Origin of the sequence: Isoptericola nanjingensis, from assembly GCF_050311635.1 — a bacterium.
Classification (GTDB): domain Bacteria; phylum Actinomycetota; class Actinomycetes; order Actinomycetales; family Cellulomonadaceae; genus Isoptericola; species Isoptericola nanjingensis.
The window spans coordinates 174524-189581 of record NZ_JBNOZL010000010.1 but is presented as its reverse complement, the minus strand read 5'-3'; the positions used below and the strand labels follow the sequence as shown (position 1 = coordinate 189581).

Genomic DNA, 15058 nt, shown 5'->3' with positions numbered 1-15058 from the left:
GTCGAAACCACACCACCCGCGGTTGAGCCTGTCGAAACCCGGGCCTGTCCCGCGCCGCTGTCGGTGGGGGTCGGCAGGATGGCCGGGTGGACTCCCTCTCGCTCGCGCAGGCCCGCCGCGTCGCCCTCGGGGCCCAGGGGCTGGCCCGGCCTCGACCGAACGCCTCCGGTGCTGCTGACGGCGGCGTGACGATGCGCCGCGCGATGGCGACGGTCGAGCAGCTGAACCTGCTGCAGATCGACTCGGTGAACGTGCTGGCGCGGGCGCACCTGATGCCGCTGTACTCGCGGCTCGGGCCGTACGACGTCGGGCTGCTGGACCGGGCGGCGGGGCGGGCCCCGCGGCGGATCGTGGAGACGTGGGCGCACGTGGCCTCATTCGTGCCGGCGTCGACGTACCCGCTGCTGGAGTGGCGGCGGCGCAACTACCTCGACGAGGCCTGGGGCACCATCGCCGGGGCACCGCTGGCGCACGCGGCCGAGATGGACCTGGTGCGGCAGCTGGTCGCCGAGCGCGGGCCGGTGACCGCGCGCGAGATCCACGACGAGCTGGTCGCCACCGGGCGGTCGGGACCGCGCTCGCGCGAGGAGTGGGGCTGGAACTGGACGATGGCCAAGCGCTGCCTCGAGTTCCTGTTCTTCACCGGCGAGGTGATGGCCGCGCGGCGCAACACCGCGTTCGAGCGCTGCTACGACCTGCCCGAGCGCGTCCTGCCGCCGGCCGTGCGCGCGGCGGAGCCGGTGCCCGGCGACGAGGCCGTGCGCCGGCTGCTGGAGCTCGGCGCCCGGGCGCACGGGATCGGCACGGTCCGCTGCTTCGCCGACTACTTCCGGCTGCGCGGCCCGGCCGTGCGCCGGGCCCGGGACGAGCTGGTGGAGGACGGCGCGCTCGTGCCGGTCGACGTGCGCGGCTGGGACGAGCCCACCTACCGGCACCGGGACGCGCGCGTGCCCCGCCGGGCGCAGGCGCGCGCGCTGCTCAGCCCGTTCGACCCGGTCGTCTGGGAGCGGCGGCGCCTCGAGGCGCTCTTCGACGTGTACTACCGGATCGAGATCTACGTGCCCGCGCCGCAGCGGGTGCTCGGGTACTACGTGCTGCCGTTCCTCGAGGGCGACGCGATCACGGCGTTCGTCGACCTCAAGGCCGACCGGCAGGCGGGCGTCCTGCGCGTCCAGGCGGTGCACCCCACCGCCCACGCCGGCCCCGGCACGGCGGCGGCGCTGGGCGCCGAGCTCGCCGTGCTCGCGGGCTGGCTCGGGCTCGGGTCGACGGCGGTCGCGCCGGTCGGCGACCTCGCGCCCGCGCTGGCCGGGGCCGTGCGCGCGGCGTAGGGGCGCAGGGCGCCCGCCGCTCGTAGGATCGGCGCCACGACGTCGGGCGCGCCCGCGTCGGTCGGGACCGGAGAAGGTCAGGAGCGCTGATGGCCACGGCCGTGCTGTACCTCGCCGCGGCGCTCGTGGGCGGCCTGGCGGCGACGCTGCTGCGGCTGCCGCCGCTGGTCGGCTTCCTCGCCGCCGGGTTCGCGCTCGGGGCGGCCGGAGCCCCCGACCTGCCCGGGCTGGAGACCGTCGCCGAGCTGGGCGTGGCGCTCCTGCTGTTCGCGATCGGGCTGAAGCTCGACGTCCGCTCGCTGCTGCGCCCGGAGGTCTGGCTCACCACGGCGGCGCACCTGGTGCTGAGCGTCGCGGTGGCCGTCGGGTTCCTCGGCCTGCTCGCGGTCGTCGGGATCCGGCTCCTCGCCGACGAGTCGCTCGGCTCCCTGGCGCTGGTCGGGCTGGCGCTGTCGTTCTCCTCCACGGTCTTCGTGGTCAAGGTGCTGGAGGACCGCTCGGACACGACGGCGCTGTACGGGCGCATCGCCGTCGGCGTGCTCGTGGTGCAGGACATCATCGCCGTGGCGTTCCTGGCCGTCTCGACGGGGGAGCCGCCCAGCCCGTGGGCGCTCGCCGTCGTCGCCCTCGTCCCCGGGGCCTGGGTGCTGCGCCGCGTCTGGGACCGGGCCGGGCACGGTGAGCTGCAGGCGCTGTTCGGCGCGTTCGTCGCCCTCGTGCCCGGGTACTGGCTGTTCGAGGTCGTCGGGCTGTCGGGCGACCTCGGCGCCCTCGTGATGGGGGCCCTGCTCGCCGGGCACCCGCGCGCCACCGAGCTCTCCCGCTCCCTGCTCACGGTCAAGGACCTGGCGCTCGTCGCGTTCTTCCTGCAGATCGGGCTGCACGGGATGCCGGCCCCGGTCGACCTGGCCCTGGCCGGCCTGCTGCTCCTGCTCCTGCCGCTGCAGGTGGCGGGGTACGCGGTGCTGCTGTGGCTGATGCGGCTGCGGCGGCGGACGTCGTTCCTGGCCGGTCTGGCGCTCGGCAACTTCTCCGAGTTCGGCATCATCGTCGTCGCGTTCGGCGCGACGGCGGGCCTGCTCGACGAGGAGTGGACGGTCATCGTCTCCCTCGCCGTCGCCGGCAGCTTCGTCGTCTCGGCGATCGTCAACCGGCGCGGCGTCGAGCTCGCGGCCCGCCTCACCGCCCTCCTGCCCCGGCGGGACGTCGACAAGCTGCACCTCGACGACCGCCCGGTCGACATCGGCCGGGTCGATGCCGTCGTCCTCGGCCTGGGGCGGGTGGGCTCGGCGACGTACCGGCGCCTGCGCGACGTGCACGGGCTGTCGGTCATGGGGGTCGAGCACGACCGCACCCGCGTCGAGGCGCTGCGGACCGAGGGGATCGCCGTCGTCCCCGCCGACGCCACGGACACCGAGTTCTGGGCCCGGGTCAAGCGGGCCGGACAGGTGCGCCTCGCCGTGCTCGCGATGCCGTTCCACAAGGCGAACCTCATCGCCCTGGCCCGGCTGCGCGCGGTCGGCTTCGCCGGCCGGGTGGCGGCGATCGCCCGCTACGACGAGGACGCCGCCGAGCTGCGCCGGCACGGTGCGGACGCCGTCTTCCACCTCTACGGCGCCGCGGGGGCGGAGCTCGCGGACCGCGCAGTCGCCGACCTCGCCCCCGGCTCCGGCCGCGACCACGAGACGCTGTGAGCGGGCGTTCGGCCCGGTCCTCGCGCCGAGACCGGGCCGAACGCCCGCTCACAGCGTCCGGACGGGGCGCGACGGGTCGTTCGTCCGTCGCGAACCCGTGCCGGACTCTCAGGTGATCCGCCTAGGATGGGGCCGGTGTGACCCAGGCGACGGCGCGGACGTGCGGTCCTGACCGTCCGTCGTCGCCCGTCGTCACGCCGCACGGTCCCGGCCATCCCCGGGGCGCCACCGACCCTGGAGTACTGCGTGCCTGCGATCCTCGAGAAGGTCCTCCGTCTTGGCGAGGGCCGGATTGTCAAGAAGCTCAACAGCCTGGCCCAGCAGGTGAACCGGCTCGAGCCCAGCTTCGAGGAGCTGAGCGACGCCGAGCTGCACGAGGAGACCGACCGCTTCAAGGAGCGCCTCGAGCACGGCACCACGCTCGACGAGCTGCTGCCCGAGGCGTTCGCCGCGGTGCGCGAGGCCGCGCGCCGCACCCTCGGCCAGCGGCACTTCGACGTGCAGCTCATGGGTGGCGCCGCCCTGCACCTCGGCAACATCGCCGAGATGAAGACCGGTGAGGGCAAGACGCTCGTGGCCACGACCGCCGCCTACCTCAACGCCCTCGAGGGCAAGGGCGTGCACGTCGTCACGACCAACGACTTCCTCGCGAAGTACCAGGGCGACCTCATGGGCCGCGTCTACCGCTTCCTCGGGATGACGACGGGCGTCATCGTCTCGGGCCAGACGCCGGACGAGCGCCGCAAGCAGTACGCGGCCGACATCACGTACGGCACGAACAACGAGTTCGGGTTCGACTACCTGCGCGACAACATGGCCTGGTCGCCCGACGACCTGGTGCAGCGCGGCCACCACTTCGCCATCGTGGACGAGGTGGACTCGATCCTCATCGACGAGGCCCGCACCCCGCTCATCATCTCCGGCCCCGCCTCCGGGGACGCGAACCGCTGGTACACCGAGTTCGCCAAGGTGGTGCGTCGCCTCGAGGTCGAGAAGGACTACGAGGTCGACGAGAAGAAGAAGACCGTCGGCGTGCTCGAGCCCGGGATCGAGAAGATCGAGGACTACCTCGGCATCGACAACCTGTACGAGTCGCTGAACACCCCGCTGATCGGCTTCCTCAACAACGCCATCAAGGCGAAGGAGCTGTTCAAGCGCGACAAGGACTACGTGGTGCTCAACGGCGAGGTCATGATCGTCGACGAGCACACCGGCCGCATCCTCGCCGGCCGCCGCTACAACGAGGGCATGCACCAGGCCATCGAGGCCAAGGAGGGCGTGCAGATCAAGGCGGAGAACCAGACGCTCGCCACGATCACGCTGCAGAACTACTTCCGCCTCTACGGCAAGCTGTCCGGCATGACCGGTACGGCCGAGACCGAGGCCGCCGAGTTCCAGGGCACCTACAAGCTGGGCGTGGTGCCGATCCCCACGAACCGGCCCATGATCCGCATGGACCAGGCCGACCTCGTCTACAAGAACGAGGACGGCAAGTTCAACGCCGTCGTCGAGGACATCGTCGAGCGCCACGCCAAGGGTCAGCCGGTGCTGGTCGGCACCACGAGCGTCGAGAAGTCCGAGCTGCTGTCGGGGCTGCTCAAGCGGGCGGGCGTGCCGCACAGCGTCCTGAACGCGAAGGAGCACGAGCGCGAGGCGTCCGTCGTCGCGCAGGCCGGCCGCAAGGGCGCCGTCACCGTCGCCACCAACATGGCCGGCCGCGGCACCGACATCATGCTCGGCGGCAACGCCGAGTTCCTCGCCGTCACCGAGATGGCCCAGCGCGGCCTCGACGCGGGGGAGGACCCGGAGGCCTACGAGGCGGCGTGGCCGGACGTGCTCGAGAAGGCCAAGCAGGCGGTGGCCTCGGAGCACGAGGAGGTCACCGAGCTCGGCGGCCTCTACGTGCTGGGCACGGAGCGGCACGAGTCACGCCGGATCGACAACCAGCTGCGCGGCCGCTCCGGCCGTCAGGGCGACCCGGGCGAGTCGCGGTTCTACCTGTCCATGCAGGACGACCTCATGCGCCTGTTCAACTCCGGCCTCGCGTCCTCGATGATGGACCGCGCCGGCTTCCCCGACGACATGCCGCTCGAGTCGAAGATGGTGACGCGCGGCATCCAGAGCGCCCAGTCGCAGGTCGAGGCCCGCAACTTCGAGATCCGCAAGAACGTCCTCAAGTACGACGACGTCCTGTCGCGGCAGCGCTCGGTCATCTACGCGGAGCGCAAGCGCGTCCTCGAGGGCGAGGACCTCGAGGACCAGGTGCAGCACTTCCTCACGGACGTCGTCACCGCGTACGTCGACGGCGCGACCGCCGAGGGCAACCCCGAGGCCTGGGACCTGGACGCGCTGTGGACGGCGCTGAAGTCCGTGTACCCGGTGTCGATCACGCCGGAGGACGTGGTCGAGGAGGCGGGCGGCGTCGGCCGGCTGAGCCATGAGATGATCCTCGAGGAGCTGCTCTCGGACGCCCGCGTGGCCTACCAGGCGCGCGAGGAGACCCTCGGCGAGCCCGCGATGCGCCAGCTCGAGCGCCGCGTCGTGCTCTCGGTGCTGGACCGCAAGTGGCGCGAGCACCTCTACGAGATGGACTACCTCAAGGAGGGGATCGGCCTGCGCGCGATGGCGCAGCGCGACCCCCTGATCGAGTACCAGCGCGAGGGCTTCCAGCTGTTCCAGGCGATGACCGAGTCCATCAAGGAGGAGTCGGTCGGGTTCCTGTTCAACCTGGACGTGCAGGTGCAGCAGCCCGGCGCCCAGGGCGCCCCCGGTGCCCCGGTGATCTCGGCGGCCAGCGCCGCGGCCGCCGCGCAGTCCGACGCGGGCCAGGTCGTGGCGGGCGGGACGGCGCCGGCCGCCGAGACCGCGCCGGTCGCCGAACCCGAGGCCCCGGCCGAGCCCGAGCCGGCCGCGGCGGAGCCCGCCGGGGCGGAGGAGCCGGTGCTCCTGGCCAAGGGGCTCGACGCCCCGGCGCCGCAGCGCCTGTCCTACTCGTCGCCGAGCGAGGACGGTTCCACGACGACGACGGGCGCCCCCACGCGCCGCTCGCGCCGCGAGCTGCACGGCGAGGCCACCGCGGCGACCAGCGACGGCCGGACCTTCCCCGGCACGCCGCGCAACGCCCAGTGCCCCTGCGGCTCCGGCAAGAAGTACAAGGTCTGCCACGGCATCAACGAGGAGTGACCCTCCCGCGAGATAGAGAAGCCCTCCCCGCGAGATAGAGAAGCCCTCCTCGCGGGGAGGGCTTCTCTATCTCGCGGGGTCCGGTCAGCCCACCTCGAGGACGGCGACCCGCCAGGTGCCCCGGCGCGCCTCCAGCCGGACGGCAGCGGCGCGCACCCGGCCGTCGTCGTCCAGGACGACGGTCGCCTCGGCCACGTCGTCGCCCAGGCGGACCAGCCGTACGCGCCGCACCTGGACGGGCCGGTGGGCCTCCTCGTCCCGCAGAGGCGCGCGGGCCAGGCCGATCCGGGCGCGCTCGGCGAGCTGGTCCCGCACCTGCGGCGTGACCCAGCGGGCGAGCTGCGTCGCCGGCCGCTCCCCGCGCAGGACCTCGACCGCGGCGCGCACGACCGTGCAGCACTGCGCCGTCGGGTCGGGCAGCGGCGCGGGCTCGGCCTCCCGCATCGGCCGCGCCGTGAGGTCCTCGTCGTCGCCCGGGCCGCGACGGACGCCCGGGGCGCCGACCCGCACCCGCCGCGGCCGCGGCGACGGTCGGGTGCCGGCCTCGGGGTAGCCCGCCGGACCCGAGGGTCGCGGCGGGGTCGACACCCGGAGCGCGCGCGGCGAGGGCGCGCCGTCGTCCTGAGCCGCGGTCGCCGCGGGGCGGCTCGACGGGGTGCCCGGGACGGTGCCGGGCGTCGCCGTCGCGCCGTCCGGTGCGGTCCCGGGGGCGGTGGTGCCCCGCTCGGCGGGGGCCGCCGTCTCCGGCGTGGTCGGCGCGGTCGTCGTCGCGGTCATGTTGCCCTCCGGTGGATGGTGCGGGAGTCGTGGGACGTCGGGGCCGTCAGGCCGGGGCGCGCAGGATCTGGCCGGGCAGGAGGTGGTCGGGGTCGGCGCCGATGACGTGGCGGTTCTCCGTGTGCCAGCGCGTCACCTCGCGGAGGATCTCCGCGTCGGTGGGGGAGCCGCCGAGCGCCAGGGCCGCGATGTCCCACAGCGTGTCGCCGCGGTGCACGACGCGGGTCGGCCCTCCGTCGGCTTCGTCGTCGGCCGCCTCGTCGGCGTGGTCGGTGGCGTCGTCGGCGGCACGGTGTGCGACCGGGGCGGCCACGACCTCCTCGACGAGCGTGTCCTCCTCCGCCGGGCGTTCGACCCCTCCGTCGGCCGGTGCCTCGGGCTCGGTGGCGGTGGGCTGCCAGCCGAGGTCGAGGGCGACCGACGCTCCGTGGTCGCTCGGCGGGGTGGGCGGGACGTCGGCCGCCAGGGCGACGGTCGGGGCGAGCGTGAGGCCGGCACCGACGCCGACGCCGACGGCGGTCCGGACGAGGCGCCGGACGGTGGCGGGCGCGAGCCGCTCCACGGCGGCCTCACCGGCACGCCACCGGCGGCCGAGCAGCGACGCGGCGACGCAGGTCAGGGCGAGCGCCCCGCTCAGGGCGAGCCAGGCCGCGGCGAGGAGCCCGGCGGCGAGCACGGCGAGCTCGACCCACCGGTCGACGGTGAGGCCGGTGGCCGCGGTGGTGGTCCGTGGGGTGACGGCGGCCGCGCGCAGCAGCAGGGCGGCGCCCACGCCCGCGGCGGCGACCGTGAGGACGGCGAGCCGCCCGAGCCCACCCGGCCGTGCGAACCGGTCGCGCTGCGTGCTGCCGGACATCGAGGTCTCCTTCGTCCCTCCGCCGTCATCCCGGATCGTTCACTATGATGCAGGTTGATAGCGGTTGATGTGTTCTGATGGTGCATATTGAAGCGGACTGGTGCCGGATCTGTCCACCCGGGCATCCTGTGGGCACCGACCCCGACGAGAGGAGCCTCATGACATCCGCGGGTCCGGCCAGGTGGGAGCTGCTCTTCGCGGACCTCGAGGCGCGGTTCGACGCCGAGCAGGCGGCCGAACGGGAGGGGGCGGTCGCCGAGCTGACCCGCGCCGAGCAGGCGTCGATCCCGTTGACCGACCGGCTGCGGGCCGCGACGGGCACCGTGCTGCGGCTCGAGCTGCTCGACGGCGAGGGGATCGAGGGCCGGCTCGCCCGCGTGGCGCACGCGTGGGTGCTCCTCGACGGGCGCGGCGCGCGCGGCAGCGTCCAGCACCTCGTCCCGGCGGCCGCGCTCGCCGCCGTCGTCGGTCTCGGCCGGCTCGCGACGCCGTCGCGGGCGCGCACCGACGGTCTCGGGCTGGGCCACGTGCTCCGGGGGCTGCAGCGCGACCGTGCCCGGGTGCTGATCCGTACGGCGGGCGGGTCGGTGACCGGACGGATCGGGCGCGTGGGCGCCGACCATCTCGACGTGGAGGAGGCGGAGCGCGCGCGGCCGGTCGTCCGGACGGTGCCGTTCGCTGCCCTGCTGCGGGTCAGCGAGGCCTGAGTCTGCCGGGGGAGCCCGGCGGAGACGTCAGAGGTCGCCCGACGCGATCCGCTCGCGGGTGCGGGCGTACTGGTGCTCGATGTACTCCTCGAGCTTGCTCGCCTCGACCCGCCACACCTTCTTGGGGCCCACCTGGATGGCGGGCAGCTCGCCCGAGCGCACGAGCGAGTAGGCCTGGGTGCTGGAGATGTTGAGCATCTCCTGCACGTCCGCGAGAGAGAGGAACCGGCTGGCCATACGGGCAATTCTGGCACAGCGGTCATCGACGATGGCGACGGTTGTCCACAGTGGTTGCCGAAAGCACGCGTGGGGTGCCTGATGATAGGTTCCGGCGCGACGCTGCGCCGAGGCCGCGTCCAGACAACCCCGGAGGACGTCCGTGAGCACCGACCCCTTGCCGGCACCCGTGGCTGCGCGCCTGCGCCGCCCCACCTGGCGCGACCCCCGGCTGGTCGTCGGCGTCGTCATCGTCGCCGCGTCCGTGGCCCTCGGCTCGTGGGCGGTCTCGTCCGCGGGGCGCACCGTGCCGGTCTACGCGGCCGACGGGACGCTCACCCCCGGCGAGACCGTGGACGTGGACCGGCTGCGCACGGTCGACGTCAGGATCGACGCGGGCGCGGAGCTGTACCTGCGGGCGGACCAGGAGCTGCCCGACGAGGTCGTCGCGCTGCGGGTGGTCGACGACGGTGAGCTCGTCGCCCGGTCGGCGCTCGGCGACGCGGCGGAGGTCGACGTGCGCTCGGTCTCCGTGCCCGTCGACCAGGCCATGTCGTCCCGCGTGCAGGCCGGGTCCGCCGTCGACCTCTGGTCGACGCCCGAGGCGCCCGCCGGAGCCGACGCGCCGGCCGCGGAGCCGGCGCCGCTCGTCGAGGGCGTCGTCGTCGAGCAGGTCGACGAGGCGGGCACCGGGCTCGTCGTCGCGGACGGCGCCACGCTGCACGTGCTCGTGCCCTCCGAGGACCTGCCCGTCGTCCTCCGGGCGCTGACGGTCCCCGGCAGCGTGACCGTCGTGCCGCAGGCCGGGGCCGGCGTCTGATGGGGAGCGTCACCGTCCTGTGCGCGGTGCGCGGCGCGGCGGAGACCGACGTCGTCCTCGCCCTGGGCGGCCCGGGCTCGGGCGCCACCGTCACGCGTCGCTGCGGCGACGTGGCGGAGCTGCTCGCGGCAGCCGCCGCCGGCGCGGGCGCCGTCGCGCTGGTCTCCGGCGACCTGCCCGGCCTCGACCGGGAGGCCGTCGGCCGGCTGCGCGCCGCGGGCGTCCGCGTGGTCGCGCTCGGTGACGACGTCGCGCCGGCGGCCAGGCTGCACGCGCTGGGCGTCGACGCCGTCGTCGAGCGGTACGACGAGGCCCTCCTGCTCGCCGCGGTCCGCGACGCGGCACCGGGCGCCGCCGCACCCGACCGCCTGGTGCTGGGCCAGGGTGGGCAGGACGTCGACGAGGCGCTCGCCGGCCAGGACGGGATCGGGCTGGAGGACGTCGTCGCGGACGACGCGACGCCCCGCCGCGGGCGCGTCGTCGCGGTCTGGGGCCCCGTGGGCGCGCCGGGGCGCACGACGACGGCGCTCGAGCTCGCGGCCGCGCTCGGCGGCCTGTCGCGCGGGCGCCGCCGCCACGGTCGCGCGCGTCGCGAGGCGGCGGCGACGGCTGCCGAGCACGCGCTGGTCGTGGACGCCGACACCTACGGCGCGTCGGTGGCTGCCCGCCTGGGCCTGCTCGACGACGCCCCGGGGCTGGCGGCCGCCGCCCGCGCCGCCGCGCACGGGTCGCTCGACCTGCCGACGCTCGCCCGGCACAGCCCGGTCGTCGGCGGCAGGCTCCGGGTGCTGACGGGGATCACGCGCGCCGCCCGGTGGCCCGAGCTGCCGGCCAGCGCCGTCGAGGTGGTCCTCGAGCGGGCGCGCGACCTCGCCGACTGGACCGTCGTCGACTGCGGCCCGCTCCTGGAGGCGGACGAGCTGCTGATGTACGACACCCACGCGCCGCAGCGCAACGGTGCGACGCTCGCGGCGCTGCAGGCGGCGGACGTCGTCGTGGTGGTCGGTGCGGCGGACCCGGTGGGCATCCAGCGCCTCGTGCGCGGGCTCGAGGACCTGCGCGAGGTGCCGGTGCCCGTCGCGGGCGAGCGGGTCGTCGTCGCGAACCGGGTGCGCGCGTCGGCGGTGGGCTCGCGCCCGGAGGCGGCGGTGCGGGACGCGCTGGCGCGCTACGCCGGGGTCGAGGACGTCCACCTTGTCCCCGACGACGCCGCCGGCCTGGACGCCGCGCTGCTGGCGGGCCGCACGCTCGCGGAGGAGGCTCCCGGGTCGCCGGTGACCGCGGCGTTCGAGGCGCTGGCCGAGCGGGTGCGGGCGACCGTCGCCGCGGCGGTGCCGGCGGAGGTGTGAGCGCGGGGCGGCAGCTCGCGGCAGACTGTGCGCATGCGCATCTACGTTCCCGCCACGCTGGACGAGCTCGAGGGCGCCGTGGTCGCCGCCGCCGGGGCGCGGTGGGACGTCCCCGCCCGCCGCGCGCACGCGGTGACGCCCGCCCTCGCCCGCGAGCTGCCCGACGAGGACGACGAGAGCCGGGAGTACGAGGCCTTCCTCGCCGCCGCGGACGACTCGCTGGCCCTCGTGGCCTCGCGTCGCGCCGTCGTGCCGCTCCGCGTCGTCGTCTCGCTCGACGTGCCGGACGCCGAGGTCATCGGGGCTGACGGCGCCGACGAGCCCAGCGCGGTCGACGTCGCCGCCCTGACCGGCATGGCCGTCGTCGCCGTCCACGTCGACGAGCCGGAGGCGGCGGACGACGTGCGCGCGGTGCTCGCCGCCGCCGACGAGGAGAACGACGCCGAGCGCACCGGCGACGTCGGCGCGACGTCCGAGGCGGCGCTGGACGCGGCGCTGCAGCGCGTCACCGACCGCGACCTGCTCTGGTACGACCCGACCGAGATCTCCCAGATCCCGCGCCCCTGATCGTCGTGAGCGGGTTCAGCCCAGGTAGACGAGCGTCTCGTCGTGGAGCCTGCCGTTGGTGGCCAGGGCGTTCCCGTGCCACGGTCCGGGGGCGCCGTCGAGCGCGGTGAAGCGGCCGCCGGCCTCGGTGACGATGGGCACGAGGGCGGCCATGTCGTAGACCTCGAGCTCGGGCTCGGCGGCGATGTCGGCGGCGCCCTCGGCGACGAGCATGTACGACCAGAAGTCGCCGTAGCCGCGGGTGCGCCACACCTGGCGGGTGAGGTCGAGGAAGCCGTTGAGCTTCCCGTGCTCCTCCCACCCGGACAGGGACGAGTACGAGAACGAGGCGTCGGCGAGCGTGCTCACGCCGGAGACGGACATCCGCGACGCGGACGCGAGGGACTTGCCGGTCCAGGCGCCCGAGCCCTTCGCCGCCCACCAGCGGCGGCCGATCGCCGGCGCCGAGACGAGGCCCATGACGACCTCCTCGCCGTCGGCCAGCGCGATGAGCGTGGCCCACACGGGGACGCCGCGCACGAAGTTCTTCGTGCCGTCGATCGGGTCGATGATCCAGCGCCGCGCGCCGCTGCCCGCCGAGCCGTACTCCTCGCCGACGATCGCGTCGCGGGTGCGCGCGCGGTGCAGCTGGGCGCGGATGAACTCCTCGGCGGAACGGTCGGCGTCCGAGACGGGCGTGTCGTCGGGCTTCTGCTCGACGTGCAGGTCCACGGCCTTGAAGCGGGACATCGTGATCGCGTCCACCTGGTCGGCGATCACGTGGGCCAGGCGCAGGTCGTCCTCGTACGTGCGCGCGGGCCCGCTGGTCGGGCTGGGAGACGGCTGGGTGTACGACACGCCTCACACCGTAGCGGTCCGCCGCTCCGGCCAGGGCCCCGGCGCGCGGGGGTGGGACAGAGAGGTCAGGCGCCCAGCAGGGCGACCAGCTCGGCGGTCGTGCCGCACTCGCCCAGCCGGGGGAAGAGCCGCCCGACGCTGTGCTCGTGGTCCTCGGCGGAGCGGTCGGCCATCGCGTCGGTGACGAGGGAGACGTGGTAGCCGTGCTCGTGGGCGGCGCGGGCCGTGGACTCGACGCCGATGCTGGTGGCGATGCCGGCCAGGACGACCTGCGTCACGCCGCGGCGGCGCAGCTGGAGGTCGAGGTCGGTGCCGTAGAAGGCGCCCCAGTTCCGCTTGGTCACGACGACGTCCGACGCCGCGGTGTGCAGCTCCGGCGCGAGGACGTCCCAGCCGTCGGGCCGGGCTGCACCGCGCGGTGCGTCGGTGCGACCGGGCACGGCGTCGGCGCCGTCGGGCGCCGCGGTGACGCGCACGAGGACGACGGGCAGGTCGCGGGCGCGGAAGGCCTCGGCGAGCTCGACGCTGCGGGCGAGGACGGCGTCCGCGGCGTGCGGCGCGGTCGGCATGGCGAGGATGCCCGCCTGCAGGTCGACGACGACGAGGGCGGTGCGGGGGTCGAGGGTGGTGAGGGTCATCAGCGGTGCTCTCCGGGTGCGGGGTCGGGTGCTCGGTCGGGTGCGGGGACAGGGGCGGGAACGGGGTGGACGCTCGTGGGACGGCGCCGCAGGGAGCGGTCGACGAGCGTGAGGACGCCGACGACGACGGCGCAGGCCGCCATCGCGAGGGCGAGGTCGTGCAGGCCCGCCGTCGTGGGGCCGTCGGCGTAGAGGGCCGCGATGGCCGCGGTGGACACCAGCGCGCCGAGGTACATGAACGTGCGCAGCAGCCCGGACGCGGCGCCGACGGTCGCGGCGTCGGCCTGGCGGGCGAGCGCCTTCTGGTGCGCGAGCCCGGCCAGCCCCTGCATGCCCCCGATGCCCACGCCGGCGAGGACGAGCAGCCACGTCGGGCTGGCGGGCTGCACGACGGCGAGGATCGCGCCGCCGACCAGCAACGAGCCCGACCCGACGAGCAGGGCCGTCCGCACGGGGGCGCGCCGCCCGGTCGCCGAGGCGACCGCGACCGCGACGACCGACGTCGGCAGCATCAGCAGCCCCGCGGTGGCCTCGCTCAGGCCACGGCCCTGCTCGAGCCACTGCACGTAGCCGAACATGAACGCGTACGTGGCGGTGGCGGTGAGGAGGGCGCGCGCGTACGTGAGCAGCAGCGGGCGGTTCCCGGCGAGCAGCCGCAGGTCGACGAACGGGCGGCGGGCGCTCAGCTCGTGCCGCGCGAACCAGGCGCCGGTCACGGCGGTCGCGGCGAGCACCCACCAGGGCGCGGCGCCGACGAGGACGAGCATCAGGCTGGTGAGCGCGACCGCGAAGAGCAGCACGCCGAGCAGGTCCAGGCGTGTCGCGAGGCTCGTGCCGTCTTCCCGGACGTCGTCCACGGCGTCCTGCACGACGAGGTCGGCGGCGGTCGTGCGCGGCAGCCGAAGGCCGCCCAGCACGAGGCACGCCGCCGCGAGCGGCACGTTGACCAGGAAGATCGCCCGCCAGCCGCCGGCGCCGACGAGCAGCCCGCCGAGCGTCGGGCCGACGATCATCGTCACCTGGTTCGTGACGGCGAGGATCGTGAGCACCGTCGCGATCCCGCGGTCCTCGCCGTAGCGGTCGGTCGCGCGCCGCACGAGCCACATCGCCGCCGGGTAGGCGGCGCAGGTGCCGATGCCGAGCAGCGCGCGGGCCAGCACGAGCACCCCGAGCGACGGGGCCAGCGCTCCGAGCATGCCGGCGATGCCGACGAGCGCGGCCCCGACCAGGTAGGGGCGCCGCGGCCCGACGAGGTCGACCACGCGACCGACCACCGGCTGGCCCACCGCCGTCACGAGGTAGAGCGCGGTGACGAGCCAGACCGTCTGCGCGGCCGGGGCGCCGAACGCGATCCCGATGGGCACGAGGGCCACCGCGATCATCGACGAGTTGATCGGGTTGAGCAGCGACCCCAGCGCGAGCGGCAGCGTGAGGCGGGTGTCGTAGCCGTCCGGCCCGCGGGGTGCGGCCGCCGGGCGGGCGGCGGGGCGGCGGTGGAGCAGGGTCACGGGCGGTCGGCCTCGCGGGCGGGTGCCGGGGCGGTGGGCGCGGCGTCGAGGAGCGTCCGGTCCAGGATCGCGAGGGCCGCCGTCACGGTGGCCAGCTCCTCGGAGGTGAGGCGGTCGCGCAGCGCGTGCGTCAGCCACTCCTGCCCGGCCTCGCGCCGGCCCTCGACGAACGCCCGCCCGTCGTCGCTGAGGGAGATCACCTGGCGGCGGCCGTCGTCGGGGTCGGGGTCCCGGCGCACGAGGCCCCGGTCGGCGACGACGCCGAGGGTGGCCCCGAGCGACTGCGGCCGGACCCGCTCGGCCGCGGCGAGGGCGCCGGGCGACGCGGGGCCGTGCTTGGCGAGCCGGGAGAGCAGCGACGTCTGTGACGGCGTGAGCTCCTGGTTGTCGCTCAGCTCGAGGAAGCGGCGGCGGAGCCGCCCGACCAGCGAGCGCAGCTCGCGCGCCGCGGCGGCGGCCGTGTCGACGGGCATGTCGGCGGGCATGTCGGCGGGCGCGGCGGGATCGGGCGCGGTAGACATCTCTTCACCGTAGAACTCGTCAGCCCAAACTGACAAGTTGTACCTGACGAACAG

At 75.3% G+C, this 15058-nt stretch carries 14 protein-coding genes; 7 read left to right on the top strand and 7 right to left on the bottom strand.

Going from position 1 to position 15058, the window contains the following annotated elements; genetic code table 11:
• The first annotated feature begins 86 nt into the window (after positions 1-86).
• From ACQP6G_RS20385 to secA, 3 genes are all read left to right on the top strand, one after another.
• Positions 87-1331 carry a winged helix-turn-helix domain-containing protein gene (locus tag ACQP6G_RS20385; RefSeq protein ID WP_429767085.1) on the top strand — a complete coding sequence of 415 codons (1245 nt, stop codon included), beginning with the start codon at positions 87-89 and terminating at the stop codon, positions 1329-1331.
• An 89-nt stretch (positions 1332-1420) separates the two neighbouring features.
• Complete coding sequence (locus ACQP6G_RS20380; protein WP_429767083.1) at positions 1421-3025, top strand: cation:proton antiporter domain-containing protein; 1605 nt, start codon at positions 1421-1423, stop codon at positions 3023-3025.
• A 246-nt stretch (positions 3026-3271) separates the two neighbouring features.
• On the top strand, positions 3272-6208 hold the full coding sequence (gene secA, locus ACQP6G_RS20375; RefSeq protein ID WP_429767081.1) for a preprotein translocase subunit SecA: 2937 nt from the start codon (positions 3272-3274) through the stop codon (positions 6206-6208).
• A gap of 84 nt (positions 6209-6292) precedes the next feature.
• Here the strand turns inward: secA and ACQP6G_RS20370 are convergent, their stop codons facing one another.
• Both ACQP6G_RS20370 and ACQP6G_RS20365 read right to left on the bottom strand, forming a co-directional pair.
• Positions 6293-6985, bottom strand: coding sequence for an Rv3235 family protein (locus ACQP6G_RS20370; RefSeq protein ID WP_429767079.1), 693 nt, complete (start codon positions 6983-6985; stop codon positions 6293-6295).
• A 46-nt stretch (positions 6986-7031) separates the two neighbouring features.
• A complete protein-coding gene (locus ACQP6G_RS20365) occupies positions 7032-7841 on the bottom strand; it encodes a LysM peptidoglycan-binding domain-containing protein (protein ID WP_429767077.1) in 810 nt (269 codons plus the stop codon).
• A gap of 158 nt (positions 7842-7999) precedes the next feature.
• Between ACQP6G_RS20365 and ACQP6G_RS20360 the strand changes: the two genes are divergently transcribed.
• Positions 8000-8548 carry a hypothetical protein gene (locus tag ACQP6G_RS20360; protein WP_429767075.1) on the top strand — a complete coding sequence of 183 codons (549 nt, stop codon included), beginning with the start codon at positions 8000-8002 and terminating at the stop codon, positions 8546-8548.
• 27 nt (positions 8549-8575) lie between these two features.
• Here ACQP6G_RS20360 and ACQP6G_RS20355 read toward each other — a convergent pair whose 3' ends face one another.
• Positions 8576-8785, bottom strand: a complete 210-nt coding sequence (locus tag ACQP6G_RS20355) for a helix-turn-helix domain-containing protein (RefSeq protein ID WP_429735024.1) — start codon at positions 8783-8785, stop codon at positions 8576-8578.
• A 142-nt stretch (positions 8786-8927) separates the two neighbouring features.
• On the opposite strand from ACQP6G_RS20355, the gene ACQP6G_RS20350 reads away from it, so the two are divergent.
• From ACQP6G_RS20350 to ACQP6G_RS20340, 3 genes are read left to right on the top strand one after another with little or no spacing between them, the layout of a single operon-like run.
• Entirely contained in the window at positions 8928-9584 is a 657-nt protein-coding gene (locus ACQP6G_RS20350; RefSeq protein WP_429767073.1) for a hypothetical protein, read from the top strand.
• Positions 9584-10933 carry a CpaE/TadZ family protein gene (locus ACQP6G_RS20345; protein ID WP_429767072.1) on the top strand — a complete coding sequence of 450 codons (1350 nt, stop codon included), beginning with the start codon at positions 9584-9586 and terminating at the stop codon, positions 10931-10933. Before ACQP6G_RS20350 ends, ACQP6G_RS20345 begins: the two co-directional genes overlap by 1 nt.
• Positions 10934-10966: 33 nt before the next feature.
• Complete coding sequence (locus ACQP6G_RS20340) at positions 10967-11500, top strand: DUF6912 family protein (RefSeq protein ID WP_429767070.1); 534 nt, start codon at positions 10967-10969, stop codon at positions 11498-11500.
• 15 nt (positions 11501-11515) lie between these two features.
• On the opposite strand, the gene hisN is transcribed toward ACQP6G_RS20340, so the two are convergent.
• From hisN to ACQP6G_RS20320, 4 genes are all read right to left on the bottom strand, one after another.
• On the bottom strand, positions 11516-12337 hold the full coding sequence (gene hisN, locus ACQP6G_RS20335) for a histidinol-phosphatase (RefSeq protein WP_429767069.1): 822 nt from the start codon (positions 12335-12337) through the stop codon (positions 11516-11518).
• 65 nt (positions 12338-12402) lie between these two features.
• A complete protein-coding gene (locus tag ACQP6G_RS20330; protein ID WP_429767067.1) occupies positions 12403-12975 on the bottom strand; it encodes a hydrolase in 573 nt (190 codons plus the stop codon).
• On the bottom strand, positions 12975-14483 hold the full coding sequence (locus tag ACQP6G_RS20325) for an MFS transporter (RefSeq protein WP_429767066.1): 1509 nt from the start codon (positions 14481-14483) through the stop codon (positions 12975-12977). The genes ACQP6G_RS20330 and ACQP6G_RS20325 overlap by 1 nt, the downstream gene beginning before the upstream one ends.
• Complete coding sequence (locus tag ACQP6G_RS20320; RefSeq protein WP_429767065.1) at positions 14480-15004, bottom strand: MarR family winged helix-turn-helix transcriptional regulator; 525 nt, start codon at positions 15002-15004, stop codon at positions 14480-14482. The genes ACQP6G_RS20325 and ACQP6G_RS20320 overlap by 4 nt, the downstream gene beginning before the upstream one ends.
• Positions 15005-15058: the final 54 nt, after the last annotated feature.